At 66.8% G+C, this 14,955-nt stretch carries 10 protein-coding genes and 1 pseudogene; 6 read left to right on the top strand and 5 right to left on the bottom strand.

What is annotated here, in order from left to right; genetic code table 11:
- Positions 1-79 precede the first annotated feature (79 nt).
- Both ACWD01_RS35715 and ACWD01_RS35710 read right to left on the bottom strand, forming a co-directional pair.
- A complete protein-coding gene (locus tag ACWD01_RS35715) occupies positions 80-1,645 on the bottom strand; it encodes an Hsp70 family protein (protein ID WP_451167947.1) in 1,566 nt (521 codons plus the stop codon).
- Entirely contained in the window at positions 1,642-2,823 is a 1,182-nt protein-coding gene (locus ACWD01_RS35710) for a hypothetical protein (protein WP_451167945.1), read from the bottom strand. The genes ACWD01_RS35715 and ACWD01_RS35710 overlap by 4 nt, the downstream gene beginning before the upstream one ends.
- Positions 2,824-3,437: 614 nt before the next feature.
- Between ACWD01_RS35710 and ACWD01_RS35705 the strand changes: the two genes are divergently transcribed.
- The 4 genes from ACWD01_RS35705 to ACWD01_RS35690 all read left to right on the top strand — a co-directional run bounded on the left by ACWD01_RS35705 (position 3,438) and on the right by ACWD01_RS35690 (position 11,032).
- Positions 3,438-4,820 (top strand): toll/interleukin-1 receptor domain-containing protein, encoded by a 1,383-nt coding sequence (locus ACWD01_RS35705; RefSeq protein WP_451167944.1) that lies wholly within the window; start codon positions 3,438-3,440, stop codon positions 4,818-4,820.
- A 26-nt stretch (positions 4,821-4,846) separates the two neighbouring features.
- A complete protein-coding gene (locus ACWD01_RS35700) occupies positions 4,847-5,839 on the top strand; it encodes an AAA family ATPase (protein WP_451167942.1) in 993 nt (330 codons plus the stop codon).
- Positions 5,840-6,611: 772 nt separating this feature from the next.
- On the top strand, positions 6,612-6,836 hold the full coding sequence (locus ACWD01_RS35695) for a hypothetical protein (RefSeq protein ID WP_451167941.1): 225 nt from the start codon (positions 6,612-6,614) through the stop codon (positions 6,834-6,836).
- The gene (locus ACWD01_RS35690) at positions 6,833-11,032 is read left to right on the top strand and encodes a tetratricopeptide repeat protein (protein ID WP_451167940.1); all 4,200 of its coding nucleotides are present in this window, start codon (positions 6,833-6,835) and stop codon (positions 11,030-11,032) included. Before ACWD01_RS35695 ends, ACWD01_RS35690 begins: the two co-directional genes overlap by 4 nt.
- Before the next feature lie 48 nt (positions 11,033-11,080).
- Here the strand turns inward: ACWD01_RS35690 and ACWD01_RS35685 are convergent, their stop codons facing one another.
- The 3 genes from ACWD01_RS35685 to ACWD01_RS35675 all read right to left on the bottom strand — a co-directional run bounded on the left by ACWD01_RS35685 (position 11,081) and on the right by ACWD01_RS35675 (position 13,379).
- On the bottom strand, positions 11,081-11,515 hold the full coding sequence (locus tag ACWD01_RS35685) for a hypothetical protein (protein ID WP_451167939.1): 435 nt from the start codon (positions 11,513-11,515) through the stop codon (positions 11,081-11,083).
- Positions 11,516-11,644: 129 nt separating this feature from the next.
- Positions 11,645-12,754, bottom strand: a complete 1,110-nt coding sequence (locus ACWD01_RS35680; RefSeq protein WP_451167938.1) for a hypothetical protein — start codon at positions 12,752-12,754, stop codon at positions 11,645-11,647.
- Between the two features lie 214 nt (positions 12,755-12,968).
- Complete coding sequence (locus ACWD01_RS35675; protein WP_451167937.1) at positions 12,969-13,379, bottom strand: RidA family protein; 411 nt, start codon at positions 13,377-13,379, stop codon at positions 12,969-12,971.
- Between the two features lie 78 nt (positions 13,380-13,457).
- Between ACWD01_RS35675 and ACWD01_RS35670 the strand changes: the two genes are divergently transcribed.
- Positions 13,458-13,859, top strand: a complete 402-nt coding sequence (locus ACWD01_RS35670; protein WP_451167949.1) for a winged helix-turn-helix transcriptional regulator — start codon at positions 13,458-13,460, stop codon at positions 13,857-13,859.
- Positions 13,860-14,177: 318 nt separating this feature from the next.
- A pseudogene (locus ACWD01_RS35665) lies at positions 14,178-14,860 on the top strand (IS5 family transposase); the annotation flags it as partial.
- Positions 14,861-14,955: the final 95 nt, after the last annotated feature.

Below are 14,955 nucleotides of genomic sequence, written 5' to 3'. Positions count from 1 at the left end.
CGACAGCATCCACGGCGGTCTCAGCGTCACTCGTCACGTCAGTCATCAACTGTCGCTTCCAGCTCGGGAGTTACACCACTCACCGTACAGACCCGATCGGTACCGAACCTCGCTCGTCGATGTACCGCGGGTTCCGTTCCGGGGTCCGGTAGAGACTGAACCGAACGGACTTCTGGGCTTTGCGGAGCGGGGTGAAGTGATGGGTGATCGCAGAGCCCACCTCGACCGGCTCGGATTCAAGGACAAACGTTCTGAAACGGTTGGTGCAGAATTCCTTGCCGCCGTCGTCGCTGCCCTTGGAGGTCTCCGGGTCGCCCTTCTCGAACGGCATGGAGGTGCTGCAGCCGTAGGTGTAGCGCGAACGTCGTACACGAAGGGCGGAGGGATCGTAGGCGAAGTGCACCGCACCGTAGAGAACGGCCAGTGCGGGAGCCGGCGGGACGACCAGTTTCACTCGGTCGTTCTGAAGTTCGTTCAGCCGCAGTTGGAAGTAGCGGGACTGGGCGAACCCTCCCACCGCCAGCAGCCGGACCGGTCCTGCGGCGCCGGCGAGCACCGTGTCGAGTTGCTTCTTCACCAGTCGCAGAATCGGTTCGATCACCTGGTCGAACAGGCTGATGAATTCTTCTCGTGACAGGACGAACTCGTAGGCGATGCCGTCCTGCTTGCTTGCCAAGGTCTCCCGCTCGGTGTCGTCGAGCGCCAGGTAGAGCTGCGTCGGCAAAGGCAGCCGGGACGGAGTCCCCTGCGCGGGGTCGAAGTCGACCTTCGTCCGCTCGAAGTTCTGGAGCAGATGCCAGAGCATCCCCGGCACCCTGCTTTCGAGGTCGAGCAGGTTGGTGCACCCGTCAGCGCGGTCGGGGCTGCTCAGGCGCGGCACGAGGACCTTCTCGCGAAATGCCGTGTTCACGTACTCGGCACCCAGCCGGTCGCCGTCCGGTGGGACCAGCTCGACCAGGCGACCGTCCTGTTCCACCTCGTAGGCGGTGATGTCGACCGTGCCGCCCCCGGCGTCAACGATGACCAGACGCGTCCCGGCCTCGTCGATACCGCCGCCGGCGAGTTTGTTCCGGGCGTACAGAGCGGCGGCCTCCGGTTCCAGGCAGAGCTGGAACCGGTGCTCGTCCGTGGGCATGCCCGCCTTGTGGGCTGCTTTGCGCATTGTCTGGCGTGCGAAATCGTCCCAGATGGCCGGCACCGTCAGGCACCAGGCGATCTCCTCTTCGGTGAATCCGCCCTTCGTGGCGATGTGTTCGACGGCATCGGCGTACAGGCGGCGCAGGTACTCGACGATGAGCTTCTCGGCTCCGCCGACGGTGCGGCCCATGTCCCTGTCGGCGTTCCCCGGCTTGAGGGACATCTTCATGTCGAGGCCGTTCACCAGGCGGTGGCCGTTCGAGCCGCTTTGAAGGTTGTACTTCCTGACCGCGGCGTGTCCCCACGCGCAGACGCTCCCGTCGCCGTCCAGAAGCAGGGCCGTCAGATTCTTCGGATAGCTGAGCGGTTGGTCCTGCCACCCGTCGACCGACAGGACCTTGCGGGTGGCACTGTCGTCGTTCCCCTCGCACACGACCGCCCACCCGAAGCCACTTCCATGGGTACCGAAGTCGATCGCCGCGGTCACCTTGGGCTGAAACGCCTTCACTTGTGCTCCCCCCAGCCGTGCAGGTCATCGAGGCGCTTACGTGCGGCCTCTTCATGCAGTGCCTCCACCCGGGCCCGGTCCTCGTGGTTCCCCAGCAGGGCGAACACACCGAGTAGTTCGCACAGAAGCCTCATTCGGTCGGTCGCGTCCTCGATCCGAGTCCTCGCCAACTCGTCCAGGGTGGTTCGGGCCATGCGTCCGGCGATGTCGGGCAGCCCGCCCTCGGCCAGGATGCGGGCCTGCCGGATCTGGGCCCAGTCCGTGTCGAGCCTGCCGGCCGTCATGAGAACGTCGTAGCTGTCCGCTGCGCTGGTCGCCAGCACGGCGCGTTCCGGTTCCTCGCCCTCGGTCAGCAGGTTGTGGACCCGCGGAGCCCTCTTGTACCGGAGAAGATGAAACCAGTCGCCGAGGTTGCCGACGGTCAGTGCGAACATCCGGCCCAACTGATCACCCAGGGCGCGTACGGCCGCGGCGTCACCGCTCTGGGCGAGGGGGAGGTGCGGAAAGGTCAGATGCAGCGATGAGCTGCCGGTGTCCGGCAGGAGGTTCCACGCCGCCAGGGACGGCCACACCCGTCCTCCTTCCTGTACCTGTCCGTGGACGAGGACCACCGGCAGATCGCGCAGGACCTGCTGGACGGCGCGGACGTCCACGTCGAGGCGGTGCAGCGGGCGGTCCACTAGACCCGCCAGCGGCACGAGGTCGTCGTGCCAGCGAGCGGTCAGCCAGGACTGGCGCAGTGCGACTTGGAAGCCCGGCGGCTTCTCGTGCACGCCGGCTTCCTCGTGATAGAAGGGCGCAATGAGCAGGGCGGGCCTTTTTCCCCCGCCGGTGGCTTCCACGACCAATTCGCGCACCGCGTCGGCCGTGTCGAAGAATGGGCTGTTGGTCAGATCGCGTGCACGCGTGCTCAGTTCGTTATGGAGCGCCACCTGCACGAGTGCCCGATGCCATTCCAGGCTTTCCTCGGCACTCCGAGTGGCGGCAATGCGTTCGAGTTGCCGTTCGTGGTCACGTCGGTTCACCGTGTCGTCGGCGAATGCCGTGACAGCGGTCCGGGCTGCGTCGAATCCGAACGACACGGCTGCGGCCCTGATGTCCAGCGACGACACCAGTTTGGTCAACTGCGTCAGCCTGGAATGCTCCCGCACCCGGTGCAGTTCGTGCACCCGCGCCATCTGCGCCTCATGGTTCTGCGCTCGTGCCGCGTCTGTGCCGCGCTGCCTCTCGGAGGCGTACTTCAGTCCCTCGCCGGTGGCCGTGTTCGCCCACTCCAGCAGCTTGTTGCTCTGCTGGGTCAGACCTGCCAGTCCTACGAGCCGTGCTGAAAGACCCGACTCATCATCTGACGTGGACATGCCTCTCCCTCTCCCGGCCAAGCCACTGCCATTACCAATGCCGCTGAGCAGACAATGCCGTGGAGCCGCCCCGGACGATGAATATCACACTTAAGAGGCCGGGTGAGAGGGCTTGTTCATGATTATCGGCGGGCGCCATTCGTCATGGTGGGCTGCGCGGGTACGAGAAACGATTCTTCTCCGATGTATTCGGGCTCAGCAGTAAACATGAGCCGCATACGCACCATGGGAGTACCTGCTTCACGCGGGCCGGCACAACGTGCTGGCTTTCCAACCGCTGGCCGTCGTCATGGGACGGGGCGGAGCATGTCGCGGGCGGAGGCGGCCTGTTGCCCGTTGATACCGGGCGGAGGCAGCGCCGGTCGCGTGGACCGTCGAGCGATCTGGTAGAACTTCCTGCCAGATCGTTCGCCGGTCCAGCACAATCAGGCCCCATGGAAGAACGCGTCGACCGGGGCCAGTACGGCCGGCGGCGGGGGAACGGGACCGGGGGGGTTGCGCTGAAGATCTTCATCAGCCACGGGAGTGGCAAGGATGCCGAGGTGGCAAGCGCGCTCGAACTCATCGCGCCTCAACTGTCGGATCGCGGCTACGACGTCTTCGTTGACGTCGACGAGTTGCGAGTGGGGCAGCGGTGGCATCCCGTTCTGTACGAGGAAATGTATCTGTGCGATGCGGCGATCGTGCTGCTGGGCCCCAACACGATTACGGATTCGGACTGGGTGCGACGAGAGTCGGACGTGCTGATGTCACGGCACATCGTGCGGAGCCTGCGGACGGTCCTGCCGTGCTTCATCGGTACGCAGGACACGAAGAAGGCACGTCAGCGAGGATTCGGCACACTGCTGAACCTGCAGGCGGAGCTTGGCAGGCGTGACAAGAACCCCTTGCCTCTCGGTGGGCTGGCGGAGCGTGTCACCGAGTGGATCCTCAAGGAGTTCGCGCCGGTCGCCGGCCCGCCGGGGGAACGGACTTTTCACGCGTGGACCAAGCGGATCTCCAGTTTTCTGCGCAGTGCGCGAGAGAGGGATCCTTCCTCGATCGTCGACGCCGCTGACGCACTGAGCTGTTCTCGCGATGAAAAGCTGCACGTAAGGGCCAGTGTCGGGGCGGAGTTGTTTCTCGCGCACTTGCTTTTCCAGGCAGGTGAGTGTGTGCGGGGCGAGGGTCAGAGCGCCCTGCCGGCGGCGATCGCGGCGTTACGGTCGGGGCTCGGTTCCGGCCAGCTGGGTTATCTGGTCGCTGAGTTGATGCCCACGTGGGCGGATCCGGACGAAGCGGCCCGCTTCGCGCCTGTCCACCCTCCGCAGGACGGGGACCGGGGCCCTCTCGTTCTGCTCGGCGCGCACGGGGACTGGGCAGCGGAGCAGCACATACGCCGGGCTTTGCACAACGCCCCCGCCGCCTTCTCGCATCGCGTGCTGACGGCTCAGGCAGCTCTGCCGGCGGATGAGAGCGACCCGTACGACGAACTGCTCAAAAGCTGTCTCTCCGCTCTGCGGGAGGTCTTCGCTCTGCCGCCGGAAATGACGCTCGAACCCGAGGCGGTCAGACCGCGGGAGCAGACGCGTGATTACTTGGTGATCAATACGAAGGGCTATGGCCTGCAGGATGTGGCCCGGGTGGTCAACAAGCTGCATGCCGACTTCTCCTGGCTGGTGATCGTGGTGCTCAGCCCTGAAGGCGTCCCCGAGAACAAGGTGTTGGACGATCTGGGCATCTCGCGGGCAGCATCTGTGGTGCTGTCTCAGGAGTTGCAGATGCGGGCGTATTCCTTCAGGCAGAGCCTTTGTGACGTTGTGGACATCGCCGGCTGACGACTTACTGACAGGAAGAACTTGCCATGACTCCTCCCGGTAGTGCCCAGGTCGACGTGCCCGATCGCGATGACGGGCTGGTGTATGTCATGCCCAGTGACCTGGACCTCGCGATCAAGGTGGCGTTGGCGGCCGGGAGGCCGCTACTGCTGCGCGGCAAGCCGGGCTCGGGAAAGAGCTCCATGGCCCCCTATGTGGCCAAGCAGCGTAACTGGCGCTACTACAACTTTGTCGTGACCTCTCAGACAAGAGCTCGGGACCTTCAGTGGACGTTCGACGGCGTGCGCCGACTGGCCGACGCACAGGCACGGTCGTGGAGGGGGCCCAAGCTGCAGGGCCCGGACGCCTATGTCGAGCCGGGTCCTCTGTGGTGGGCTTTCGCTCCGAAGTCGGCGGCCCAGCACGTGCGCAGGAGTGCACCGGCACGCGGGGCGGCCTCGGTGGAGGATTTTGAGCACCCGGTGGAAGAGCGCAACAAAGGGCGTGACGCACAGCACTCGGTGGTACTGATCGACGAGATCGACAAGGCTGATCCCGATGTGCCCAACGGCTTGCTGGTACCGCTCGGTTCACATGCGTTCACCGTTGCCGAGTCCGGGACCCGGGTGACGATCGAGGTGGATCCCGACGCGGCGCCAGGCCGCCCTTTCCATCAGCACCTGGTGGTCATCACGACGAACGAGGAGCGGGAGTTGCCCCAGGCGTTTCTGCGGCGGTGTGTGATCGCCGAGTTGACTCCCCCGTCGTCCGTGGAGCAGCTGGTGCGGATCGCGGAGGAGCACTTGAAGGTGCGCATCGGCACGGTGGACACCGCGGACATGGAACTGGCCGAAGCGCTGGCGCAGGAGTTGCAGCTGGTGCGGGACTCGGCACGGCGGGAGGGGGTGCGGGAGCCGAGTACCGCCGAATATCTCGACGCGCTGTGGGCTTGCCGCTCCTTGCAGATCAAGGTGGGGGACGGTCGCTGGGACGCGGTGCGCAGGCTCACCCTTGTCAAGCCGCAGCATCTGAGGGGCTGAGGTGGCAGGGATGGCTTCGGTTGCGGTTGACCGTCTTGATCCGGCGGGTGAGAGCTGGATCGCTGACATGGCCAGGGCCGTCACAGCGCTGGATGTGGACTCCGGCGACCATGAGATGCTGAGCCGGATCGCGGCTTTGTTGGGAATGGGGCGGGCTGCTCCCGCCCGGCCCGTATCTGATGAGGAGCCTGCGCGCCGGTCGGCCTTCTCTTCAGCCGCTGCTCCTTCCCGTTCGGATCCGGAGCGGTCTCCGCGGCCGTCCGGGGGGCAGCACGCAGGCATGCCGGAGGAGCCTTTGCCGGTGCTCAGCCCGGTCAGCACGGTGTCCGCTACCGCCGGCCGCGGGTGGGCAGAGCCGGCGCTGGCCGAGCAGGATGGGGAGCGGCCGGCGGACCGAGGGCCGGCGCACCAGTCTCTTCTGCCTCCGAGCTCGCAGGGGGCGACGTTGCACCTTCTGCTGTCACGGGTCATGCCGGAAGGGCCTGTAGATGTCGAGCGGCTGCTGGACCTGGTGTGCAAGGGGGATGCGCCGGCCGTACTCCCGCGAGAGCCTGTGCGGACGCTGCGCTTCGGAGTGCAGGTTCTCGTGGACCTGGGTGCGGGCATGCAGCCGTTCTTCAGGGACCAGTCGGAGCTGGTGAAGCGGATCGGTGCCCTGACCGGTCGGCATGGCCGGGACGTGCGCTATTTCTCGGAGTGTCCTTTGCACCGCAGTGGTCCTGGGGCGGGATGGACGTGGAGGCCGTACGAGCCTCCAGCACCTGGTACCCGTGTGATCGTCCTCAGTGACTTCGGGCAGAACACCGGGGCGGTGCTGCCGGAGCAGGAGGCGGACTGGCGGAAGGTGGCGGGGCTGATCCGGCGTGCGGGGTGCCATCCTCTCGCCCTGGTGCCCGCACCGCCCGACAGGTGGCCCCGGTGGCTGGCTGCCCTGATGCCGGTTTTCAGCTGGGACAGGGGCACGACGACCGCCCGCGTCCACGCGGCGCTGTCGTGAGCAGCGAGGAACTGCCCGGCGTGGACGAGGTGCCGCAGGTGCACGATCTGCCTGCGCCGGCCCGGCTGCTCGCCGTTGCGCTGTGCACGGCCACGAGGATCGAGCCGGAGTTGCTGCGGGCCATGCGGGTCGAGATCCGTCCGCAGCTGGATGTGTCAGCTGAATCGGGGTTGTGGTTCGGCCCGTGGTCCCTTCGCAGCAGCGCACAGCACATGGCCTTGCACAGAGGGCTCCTGGCTCCGTTGCGAGATCTGCTGTGCAGTGAACTGGCGCGTAGTCAGGAGGGTGACCTGCTCCGCATGGCCGGGCAGGTCGTCTTCCGGGTCCACCGGTACCTCTCCCCCACTCTCGCACTGGAAGAAAGGGTGACCTGGGCCGCTGTCTGTGCGGATGCGGGGTTGCAGAGGCCGGAGGCCGATACTGACATCGACCGGATGCTCGAAGGCGCGTTACGGGCCGCTGTGCAGGTTCCGGGACGTCGCAAAGGGTTGCGGCGCTGGTTCACCGGCGCTTGGCAGCGTTTCCCGGAGCGGGTGCGGCAGACGCCCACCGCGCTCGAGCTGTACGAGGTTCTCACAGAGGACAACTACCCCCTTGGACGCAGGGGCAGCGGCCAGGGACACGGGGTCCACCTTGAGGGGGTGGACGACGTAGTGGTGCCAGTACGTCATGACGGGGCGCATCTGACGATCGGTGATGCCACCTGGCCGGCGGAGGGGGTGCTCGTGCCGGACACGCAGCCCCGTGTCCTGGAGGTCACCCACGCTCTCGACACCTGGGGTGATGCACAGAAGGTCCGGGTGCCGCGCGGTGGGCAACTGAGCCTGCCGGTTGCAGGGGTGCCTGTCTTCGTGCGCACTGCGCGGGGGGCGGTGTACGAGGTGGGAGCGCGCGGCAGTTCCGAGGTGATGGCCTATCCCGCGCGCAGTTCGGGTCCGAACGCCAATCGTGGTCTGCTGGGCATGCGTGTCGCCGAGTTGGACAACGGTGACGCGCTGCGGTTCGGGATCGCGGCACGGATGATGCCCCGTGGGGCGGCAGCGGAGGCGATGACCACCCCTGATCGTCTCGTGCGATCCGAACTGGTGCGGCGTATGGCCCGGGCCGGTGATCTACCTCTTCCATTGTTCTTGAGCAGGGCTGCCGACCGTAGCCGACTGGTGGTGGTGACGGGCCCACGGTCCAGTGGCCGGACCCGGGCCGCATGGGAGGCTGTCCGGCAGGCGCTGTCCGACTGGTGGGTGTGGTGCCCGCCGGTGATCGACCGGTCGCAGGCATTGCTGGATGCGATCAGGGACGACCGGCTCGGTTCGCACACCGTGCTGTGGCTGGATGACCTTGATGTGTGCCTGAGCGATGCCGGCAGCGGCGAGAAAGTGGCGGGTGCGCTGCAGAAGGTTCTGACCGATCCGGCTCTGGCGCCGTTGCTGCTGGTGGCTACCTGCACACCGCTGCCCGAGGGTGGAGGCAGCTTGGGCCCGGCGGCGCGAGCGCTGCTCGCACGGGCCTGGTCCGTCCACGCCGGCACTGGGCAGCACGGCTCGGCAGCATCGGCGACGGATGCAGTGTCCCTGGCCTGCGAGCGGGTCATCTCGCTCGCCGTGGCGGCAGAGCCCCGCCACAAGATCACGGCACGCGGCGGCGTGCCGGCACGAATGGCACGGCTCGTCGGCCGCGCACCGACGCTGCGCCAACTGTTCGCGCTGTGGGCCGATGCCGAGCACGCCGCACCAGTCGTTGCGCTGACGGGTATGCCCGGCATCGGTAAGACGGCGTTGGCTGTCGAGGCGGTGCACCGAGCGAGGGAGCGGGGTTGGTTTCCAGGCGGGGTTCTGTGGTTGAACCTCCGCGCGGGCCGGTTCACCGCGGATACCCTTCTCGAGGCGCTCGGTGTACCTGGGGATTCCATGCCCTCCTCCGAGGACGAGCAGTGGGTCCTTTGCTCAGCGCTCGTGCATCAGGTCACCGGCGCAGGAAGACAGCCCGCCCTGATGGTTTTGGACGATGCGTCCTCAATGGACACCGCTCCGCTGACGCATCTGGCTCCGGGGCTGTCCGTGCTGATCACCACACGGGCACAAGGCCCTCGCGAAGGGACCCGCATGGTGGTGGGTCCGCTCAGCGCGACAGACGCGGCGCAGCTCCTGGCGCTGGCGCTGCCTGTCGGCAACGACGGCGAGAGCCGGGTGGAAAGGGAACCGGAGGCGACGCTTCGCCTGGCTGAAATGTGCGGCCGGCAGCCACTCGCCCTGAGCATCGCAGCCCGTCTCCTGGGAGACGACCCCACGCTGACGGTGTCGTCCCTTGTCCGGGCGATGGAAGACGCGAGCGTACAGGCAGATGTCCTCTCCCATGGTGGCCAGTCCCTGCGTGCGGCCCTCGATTGGTCTTACGGGCAGCTCAGCCCTGGGCAGATGTCGGCGTTCCGGCTTTTGGGGCTCACTCCCGGACATGACTTCACCAGCACCGCAGCTGGGGCACTCCTCGGATACTCGTCGGATCGCCTGATGCGGAAGCTGGCTCGTCTGCACCTGGTGCAGCGTGGTTCGCCGTCGAGCGACCGGTGGCGGATGAACGGTCTCGTCAAGCAGTACGCGACGGATCTGGGCCGCCTGTATGTGGCGGAGGACCAGCGGACGGCTGCGCTCGTTCGCTTGATGAGCCATTACGAGCAGTGCGCCCGGGAGGCTGATGCATGGACGAGGGATGAGCATCAGGCTCAGGCGGCTGTGTTCTCGTCGCGTCCGGAAGCTGTGGGATGGCTGGAGGCCGAACGCAAGAACCTCGTCGCGGCAGTAGATGTGTGCTTGCGCGAAGGTCTTTCGCAGACAGGCGCGGCCATCGCTCTGGCACTGGCCGAGTTCTTGACGCAAACACGCCACTTTGGCGATCTGCTCCACGTCATGAACGCAGTCCTCACTTCGCCCGCGGCAGGCGAAGCGGACCAGTACACGCGTGCGGCGGCGCTCAACAACTTCGCTGTTGCCATGGCCACCACCGGGGACTTCGACGCAGCCATGTCCGCGCTTCAGGATGCGGCGCATTTGGGGAGCGAGGTCTGCGACCGCTCTGCCGCCTACGCGCTCATGCTGAGCAATCTCGGCGCCACGCTCCTTCTCGGGCGACGTCTGGACGAAGCGGTACGGGTCCTGGGCGAAGCAGCCGAGAAGTACGCGGAGATCGGCGATCGTCCCGCCCGGGCACAGGCCCTGAGCAACCTGGGGATAGCTCTGCTGGACTGCGGCCGTACCGAAGAGGCGCTGGCACAACTGCAGTGGGCACAGGAGCTGTCGGAGCAGGTGCAGATGGCTGTGCACGACAAAGCCGTCCTGCTCACCAATCTCGGCACCGCACTGGTGCGCACGGGCCGCCTCGACGAGGGCATGGACAAGCTGGCGACGGCAGCTCAACGGTCCGGACAGAGCGGTGACGAACGAGGCCAGGCCACCGTGCTGGAAAGCCTGGGCAGGGCGATGATCGAAGCTGGCCAGTTCGACGAGGCGATCCGCTGCTTCTCCCGAGCCGGCATCACCTACAACGAACTGGGCGACCTGCACAGCGAAGCGCGGGCCGGCAACAACCTCGGGCTTGCCTTGCTGGAAGACGATCAGGACGCTCAGGCCCTCCTGGAACTCGAACGGGCTCGAAACATGTATCTGGCCGTTGATGACCGGCATTCCGCAGCCCAGTGCCTGAACAACGTAGGCAACGCGCTGCGGCGCCTGGGGCGGCACGATGAGGCCGTTCACACACTTTCTCAGGCGATCACCGAGCTGCGGGCCGTCGCGGACGAGGCAGCGCTTGCGGAGGCACTGCTCAACCTGGGACTGTCCCACGTCGCACAGGGCGAGGCGGAGGCGGCGAGCGCGGCCCTGTCGGCCAGCGTCGAAGCCCATTCATCACTCGGTGACATCACCGCTCGAGCGCGGGCGCTGCACGCCCTGGGGCGCACAGCGCACAGCGCAGGTGACCGGCTGGCAGTGCAGCATCTGCGAGCTGCCAGCGAAGCGTTCCGGCAGGGCCGTGACGCATCGGGGCTCTTCGACTCGCTGCTGTTGCTGAGCGATCTGCTCAACGTGACAGGAGACCACGGGGAGGCTCGTGAGGCTTTCCTGGAGGCCCTGAGACTCAAGGAGTCGCCCCGCCAGGACCAGACGGTCACCTACGAGGGCCGCCCTGGACGGCAGGAACGCTGAATCCCTGAGCCCCTGAATTCCTGAGTCTCTGAGCCCCTGAGCCCCTGGCTATCCGCTGCCGGCGGGGCCTTGGGGGCCGTAGGTGACGAAATTGACCGGGATGCCCGGCCCCGTCTGGACGACCGAGCCGTGTAAGGACGCCCTTCTCGAGTCGGTCCCGAGGTCATTCGCATAGGACCAGCGTCGGGCATCGCGGGCCCAGACGGTCAGCTCCTTGTCGAACGCACGGTCATCGAGGGCACGCTGTGTCAGGGCGTCGATGAGTGCCTCAGCTCTGACCGCGCTGGTAGGAGCCGACTCGAAGTCGCGCAGTTCCCGCTGCGCCGGGGGGTCGAGCTCAGGAGAGCTCCTTTTTTCCGAAGCAGGTCTGGCCACCATCTGGGTGAGCCGGTCCCATACTTCCTGCTCCGGTTCGCCTGCCACCCCGTGAACCGCTCCGAGCGCCATTCTGACCATCAGCGCCGGCGACAGAGAGTCATCCATGCCCCGCATCCCCCTCCACAGCGAATTCTGACCTTGACACAAGTGTGGACGAATCCGTTCAAGACCGCCCCCTTATCCACTGTGTGGTACTTACCCGTGCCGGAAATGAATAGGCATGCCTTAGCCGTCTCACCGGGGCGCGCCGGAGTCTACCGGGGGCGCCGGTGCGCCGGTGTTGACCGGGGGCGCAGGAGTACCCGCCCCCAGCGGGTCGACGGTCGGCGGGGCGGTGGGGCCTGCACCCGCGCGCAGTCGTTCGAAGACAAGATCGAAGGTGAAGCCTGCACTGAACCCGAGCGGCACAGTGAAAAAGAGCAGGCGCCGTACATCGAGCGAGTCGAGCAGGGTTGGCACGGTGAGCATTTGAGATGCGCAGTAGAGGAGCACCGACACGAGACCGGCGCCCAAGCCGCGTACAGCCGCGCGCAGTGAGCTGGATCCCGTTTCGAAGGAGTGCCGGATCAGCGCTCCTGCAACGGAGGCGAACAAGGGAGCGACGAGCAGCACCGACAGGCTGCGCACTGTCGCCGGACCGGCGGAGGGAGCGAGCACGATCGCGGCGACGGCGAACAGCATGCACAGGACCGACAGGACGAGGCTGGCGCCTGCCATGAGGGCACGGAAGCGTCCCGCGCGCTGTGCGGCGGCCTCGCTTGCTTGCCGCTGAGCCCGCTGGCGCAGGAGGCAGGCCACCAGACGGGGTGCCGCATCGGGCTGCCAGTTGTCCCCCAACAGGGCGATGTCCGCGTCTTCGGTGCCGTTACGCGTCTTGTCGAGGTTCACCCACACCTGGCTCGCACCGCCCCCGAAGGCAGCAACCGGCAGTACGGGTACGCGCTGGGAGAGGGCGACGATTCCCGCAACGCGCGTCGACTGACCGCCGCCCACCAGCAGCACGCCGTCGCAGGTCAGCAGCGTGCGGTAGTACGAGACCTCCCACTCTCCGCTGGTGTCCCTCACCGTTTGCACGGTAACGGCGCTGTCCTGCGGCAAGGGGAAGTCGACATCCTTGTGACGCGGGGGGTAGGCGAAGACGCTGCCAGGAAGGTCAGCGCCGGCTGCCTCGGCATAGCCCTGGACCACGTCCGCCTCGATGTATGTGCTCTTGCTGGAGAAGACCGCCAAGTCGCAGCCGGCACGGGACAATTCCGCCCCCAGAAGCCGACAGGCGTCCCGAGCGGAGTCGACCGCGCGCAGCGGAGGGCTGAACGTGCGGCTGGTGTCGACGCTGCCGACCACGGCAATCAGGGGACGTGAGCGAGCTGTTGATGACATGACGCATGTCTAGCGTCAATGCCGTTTCTCTGCAGGGCACTTCCCCAAGGTGGGACGAGTGCGCTGACCGCCAAGGAGGGTTGGGGGCAGGTCGCGGTGAGGGCAGTTCCGCTCCAGGGCTCGCGTCGGCGTCCCGGCACGGTGGTCACGCCGGATCGCCCCTGCGGCGTGCGTCGGATCAGTCGAGCACTGCGGTTGCTTCGACCTCGATGAGCACATCCGGCTCAAAGAGGCAGTCGACACCGATGAGGGATGCCGGCGGTATGGGAAGCGGGAGTCCTATCTCGTCGGCGACTGCCTCCACACCGGCCATGAAGTCGCTGGTCCTCTCCGGGCTCCACTGGGTCACATAGAACGTCAGACGCAGTACGTCCGCGAACGTCGCGCCCGCTCCCCGCAGCCCGAGGGCCGTATTCCGCAGTGCCTGGGCGACCTGCCCGGCAAGGTCGCCCGGTGCCGCCGGCGTCCCGTCGGCATGGCGTGCGACCTGCCCGCTGACGTGTACGTGCCTGGACCCGGTACCCACGGCCACGTGGTGGTACGGGGTGGGCTGCAGCATGCCTTCCGGGGTGAAGTGCTGGACAGTCATGGCTGTTCTCCCTTTCGAACTAGGTATCAGTACGCTACCTAGTTGAAGGAAGACACTTCAACGAAACCAGGTTTCGCCATGGATACCGACGACGGACTCCGCATCGACACCCCGCACCGCGAACTGCTCGCCCAGGTGCTCGACAAGTGGTCCCTGAGCGTCCTCAACCAGCTCTGCGAGCGCCCCTGCCGCTTCAACGAACTGCGCCGAGCCATCCCCGAAGTCACGCAGAAGTCGCTGACGGCAACGCTTCGACGGCTCGAGCGCAACGGCGTGATCGAGCGCGAAGTCATCTCCACGCGCCCCGTTGCGATCAGGTACCGCATCACACCCCTGGGCAAGACCTTCCGGCAGCCCGTGGACGTCCTGCTGGCGTGGGCCGCGGAACACCTGCCCGCCATCGAACGCGCCCGCGACGCCTTCGACACGCGGGAAGACCGGAAAGAGACAGGAACCTCACGCTCGGCGCTGTCGTCCTGACGCGGGGATGTGGGAGCCGTCGACGGCCGCCCCGGAGAAGTCCCGGGGGCGCTCGCGGTGCGCAACCCGGCGAGAAGGACCCCGTGCAGGCGGTACCAAACCCTCGCTTCGGCCCCTTCGGCCAGGCGGCGCCGGCAAATCTGCCGAAGCCGGAGCCGACCGCGACACGGCCGTACGCGGTGCCGCGGCCGAGGAGCCGCCGACACGGGCGAGATCAACGCCGTCTACCGCGTCGGCCTCCTGCTGTAACTGATCGTTTCAGAATGAAGTTCGTTGTGAGACTTGGCAGTTGAGTGGTGTGTCGGCAGGATCTGTTGGGTGTCTGCTGATCTTGTGCCTGATGACCTGTGGGAACGTGTGGCTCCGCTGTTGCCTGCTCGTCCGCTGCGGCGGCATCGGTATCCCGGGCGGTTGCCGGTGGATGACCGGGCTGCGTTGCGGGGCATCGTTTACGTACTGTGCAAGGGCGTGAGCTGGCGGGATGTGCCGGCTGAGCAGGTCGGCTGCAGTGGTGTGACGGCCTGGCGGCGTCTGCGGGACTGGACCGAGGCCGGTGTCTGGCCGCAGTTGCACGAGGTGCTGCTGGTCGAGCTGCGGGCCGCCGGCCTGCTGGACATGAACGACGCGGCCATCGACGGCTCCCATGTCCGGGCCCTCAAAGGGGGGCTCACACCGGACCTTCGCCGGTCGACCGCGCACGTCCGGGCAGCAAGCACCACCTGATCACCGACCGCCACGGAACCCCACTCGCCGTCTCGCTGACCAGCGGAAACCGTCACGACGTCACTCAGCTGATGCCTCTGCTGAACGCGATACCCCACATCCGCGGGGTGCGCGGGCGGCCACGTCACCGGCCAGGCCGGCTGTTCGCCGACCGCGGCTACGACTACGACAAGTACCGCCGCCTCCTGCGGGCCCGCGGCATCACACCGAAGATCGCCCGCAAGGGCACAGCCCACGGCTCCGGCCTGGGCCGCACCCGCTGGGTCGTCGAGCGAACCTTGTGCGCCACGAGGCGCTCTGTTTGTATCCCCGGCTCAGCCGGGAGGAACTCGGAAGGAGGTTTCTGGGCCGGATGACTTACCTGGATCCGAAA

It is taken from the genome of Streptomyces sp. NPDC002835, from assembly GCF_053591995.1.
The sequence above is the reverse complement of the archived record's forward strand: the minus strand, read 5'-3'. Positions and strand labels throughout refer to the sequence as shown.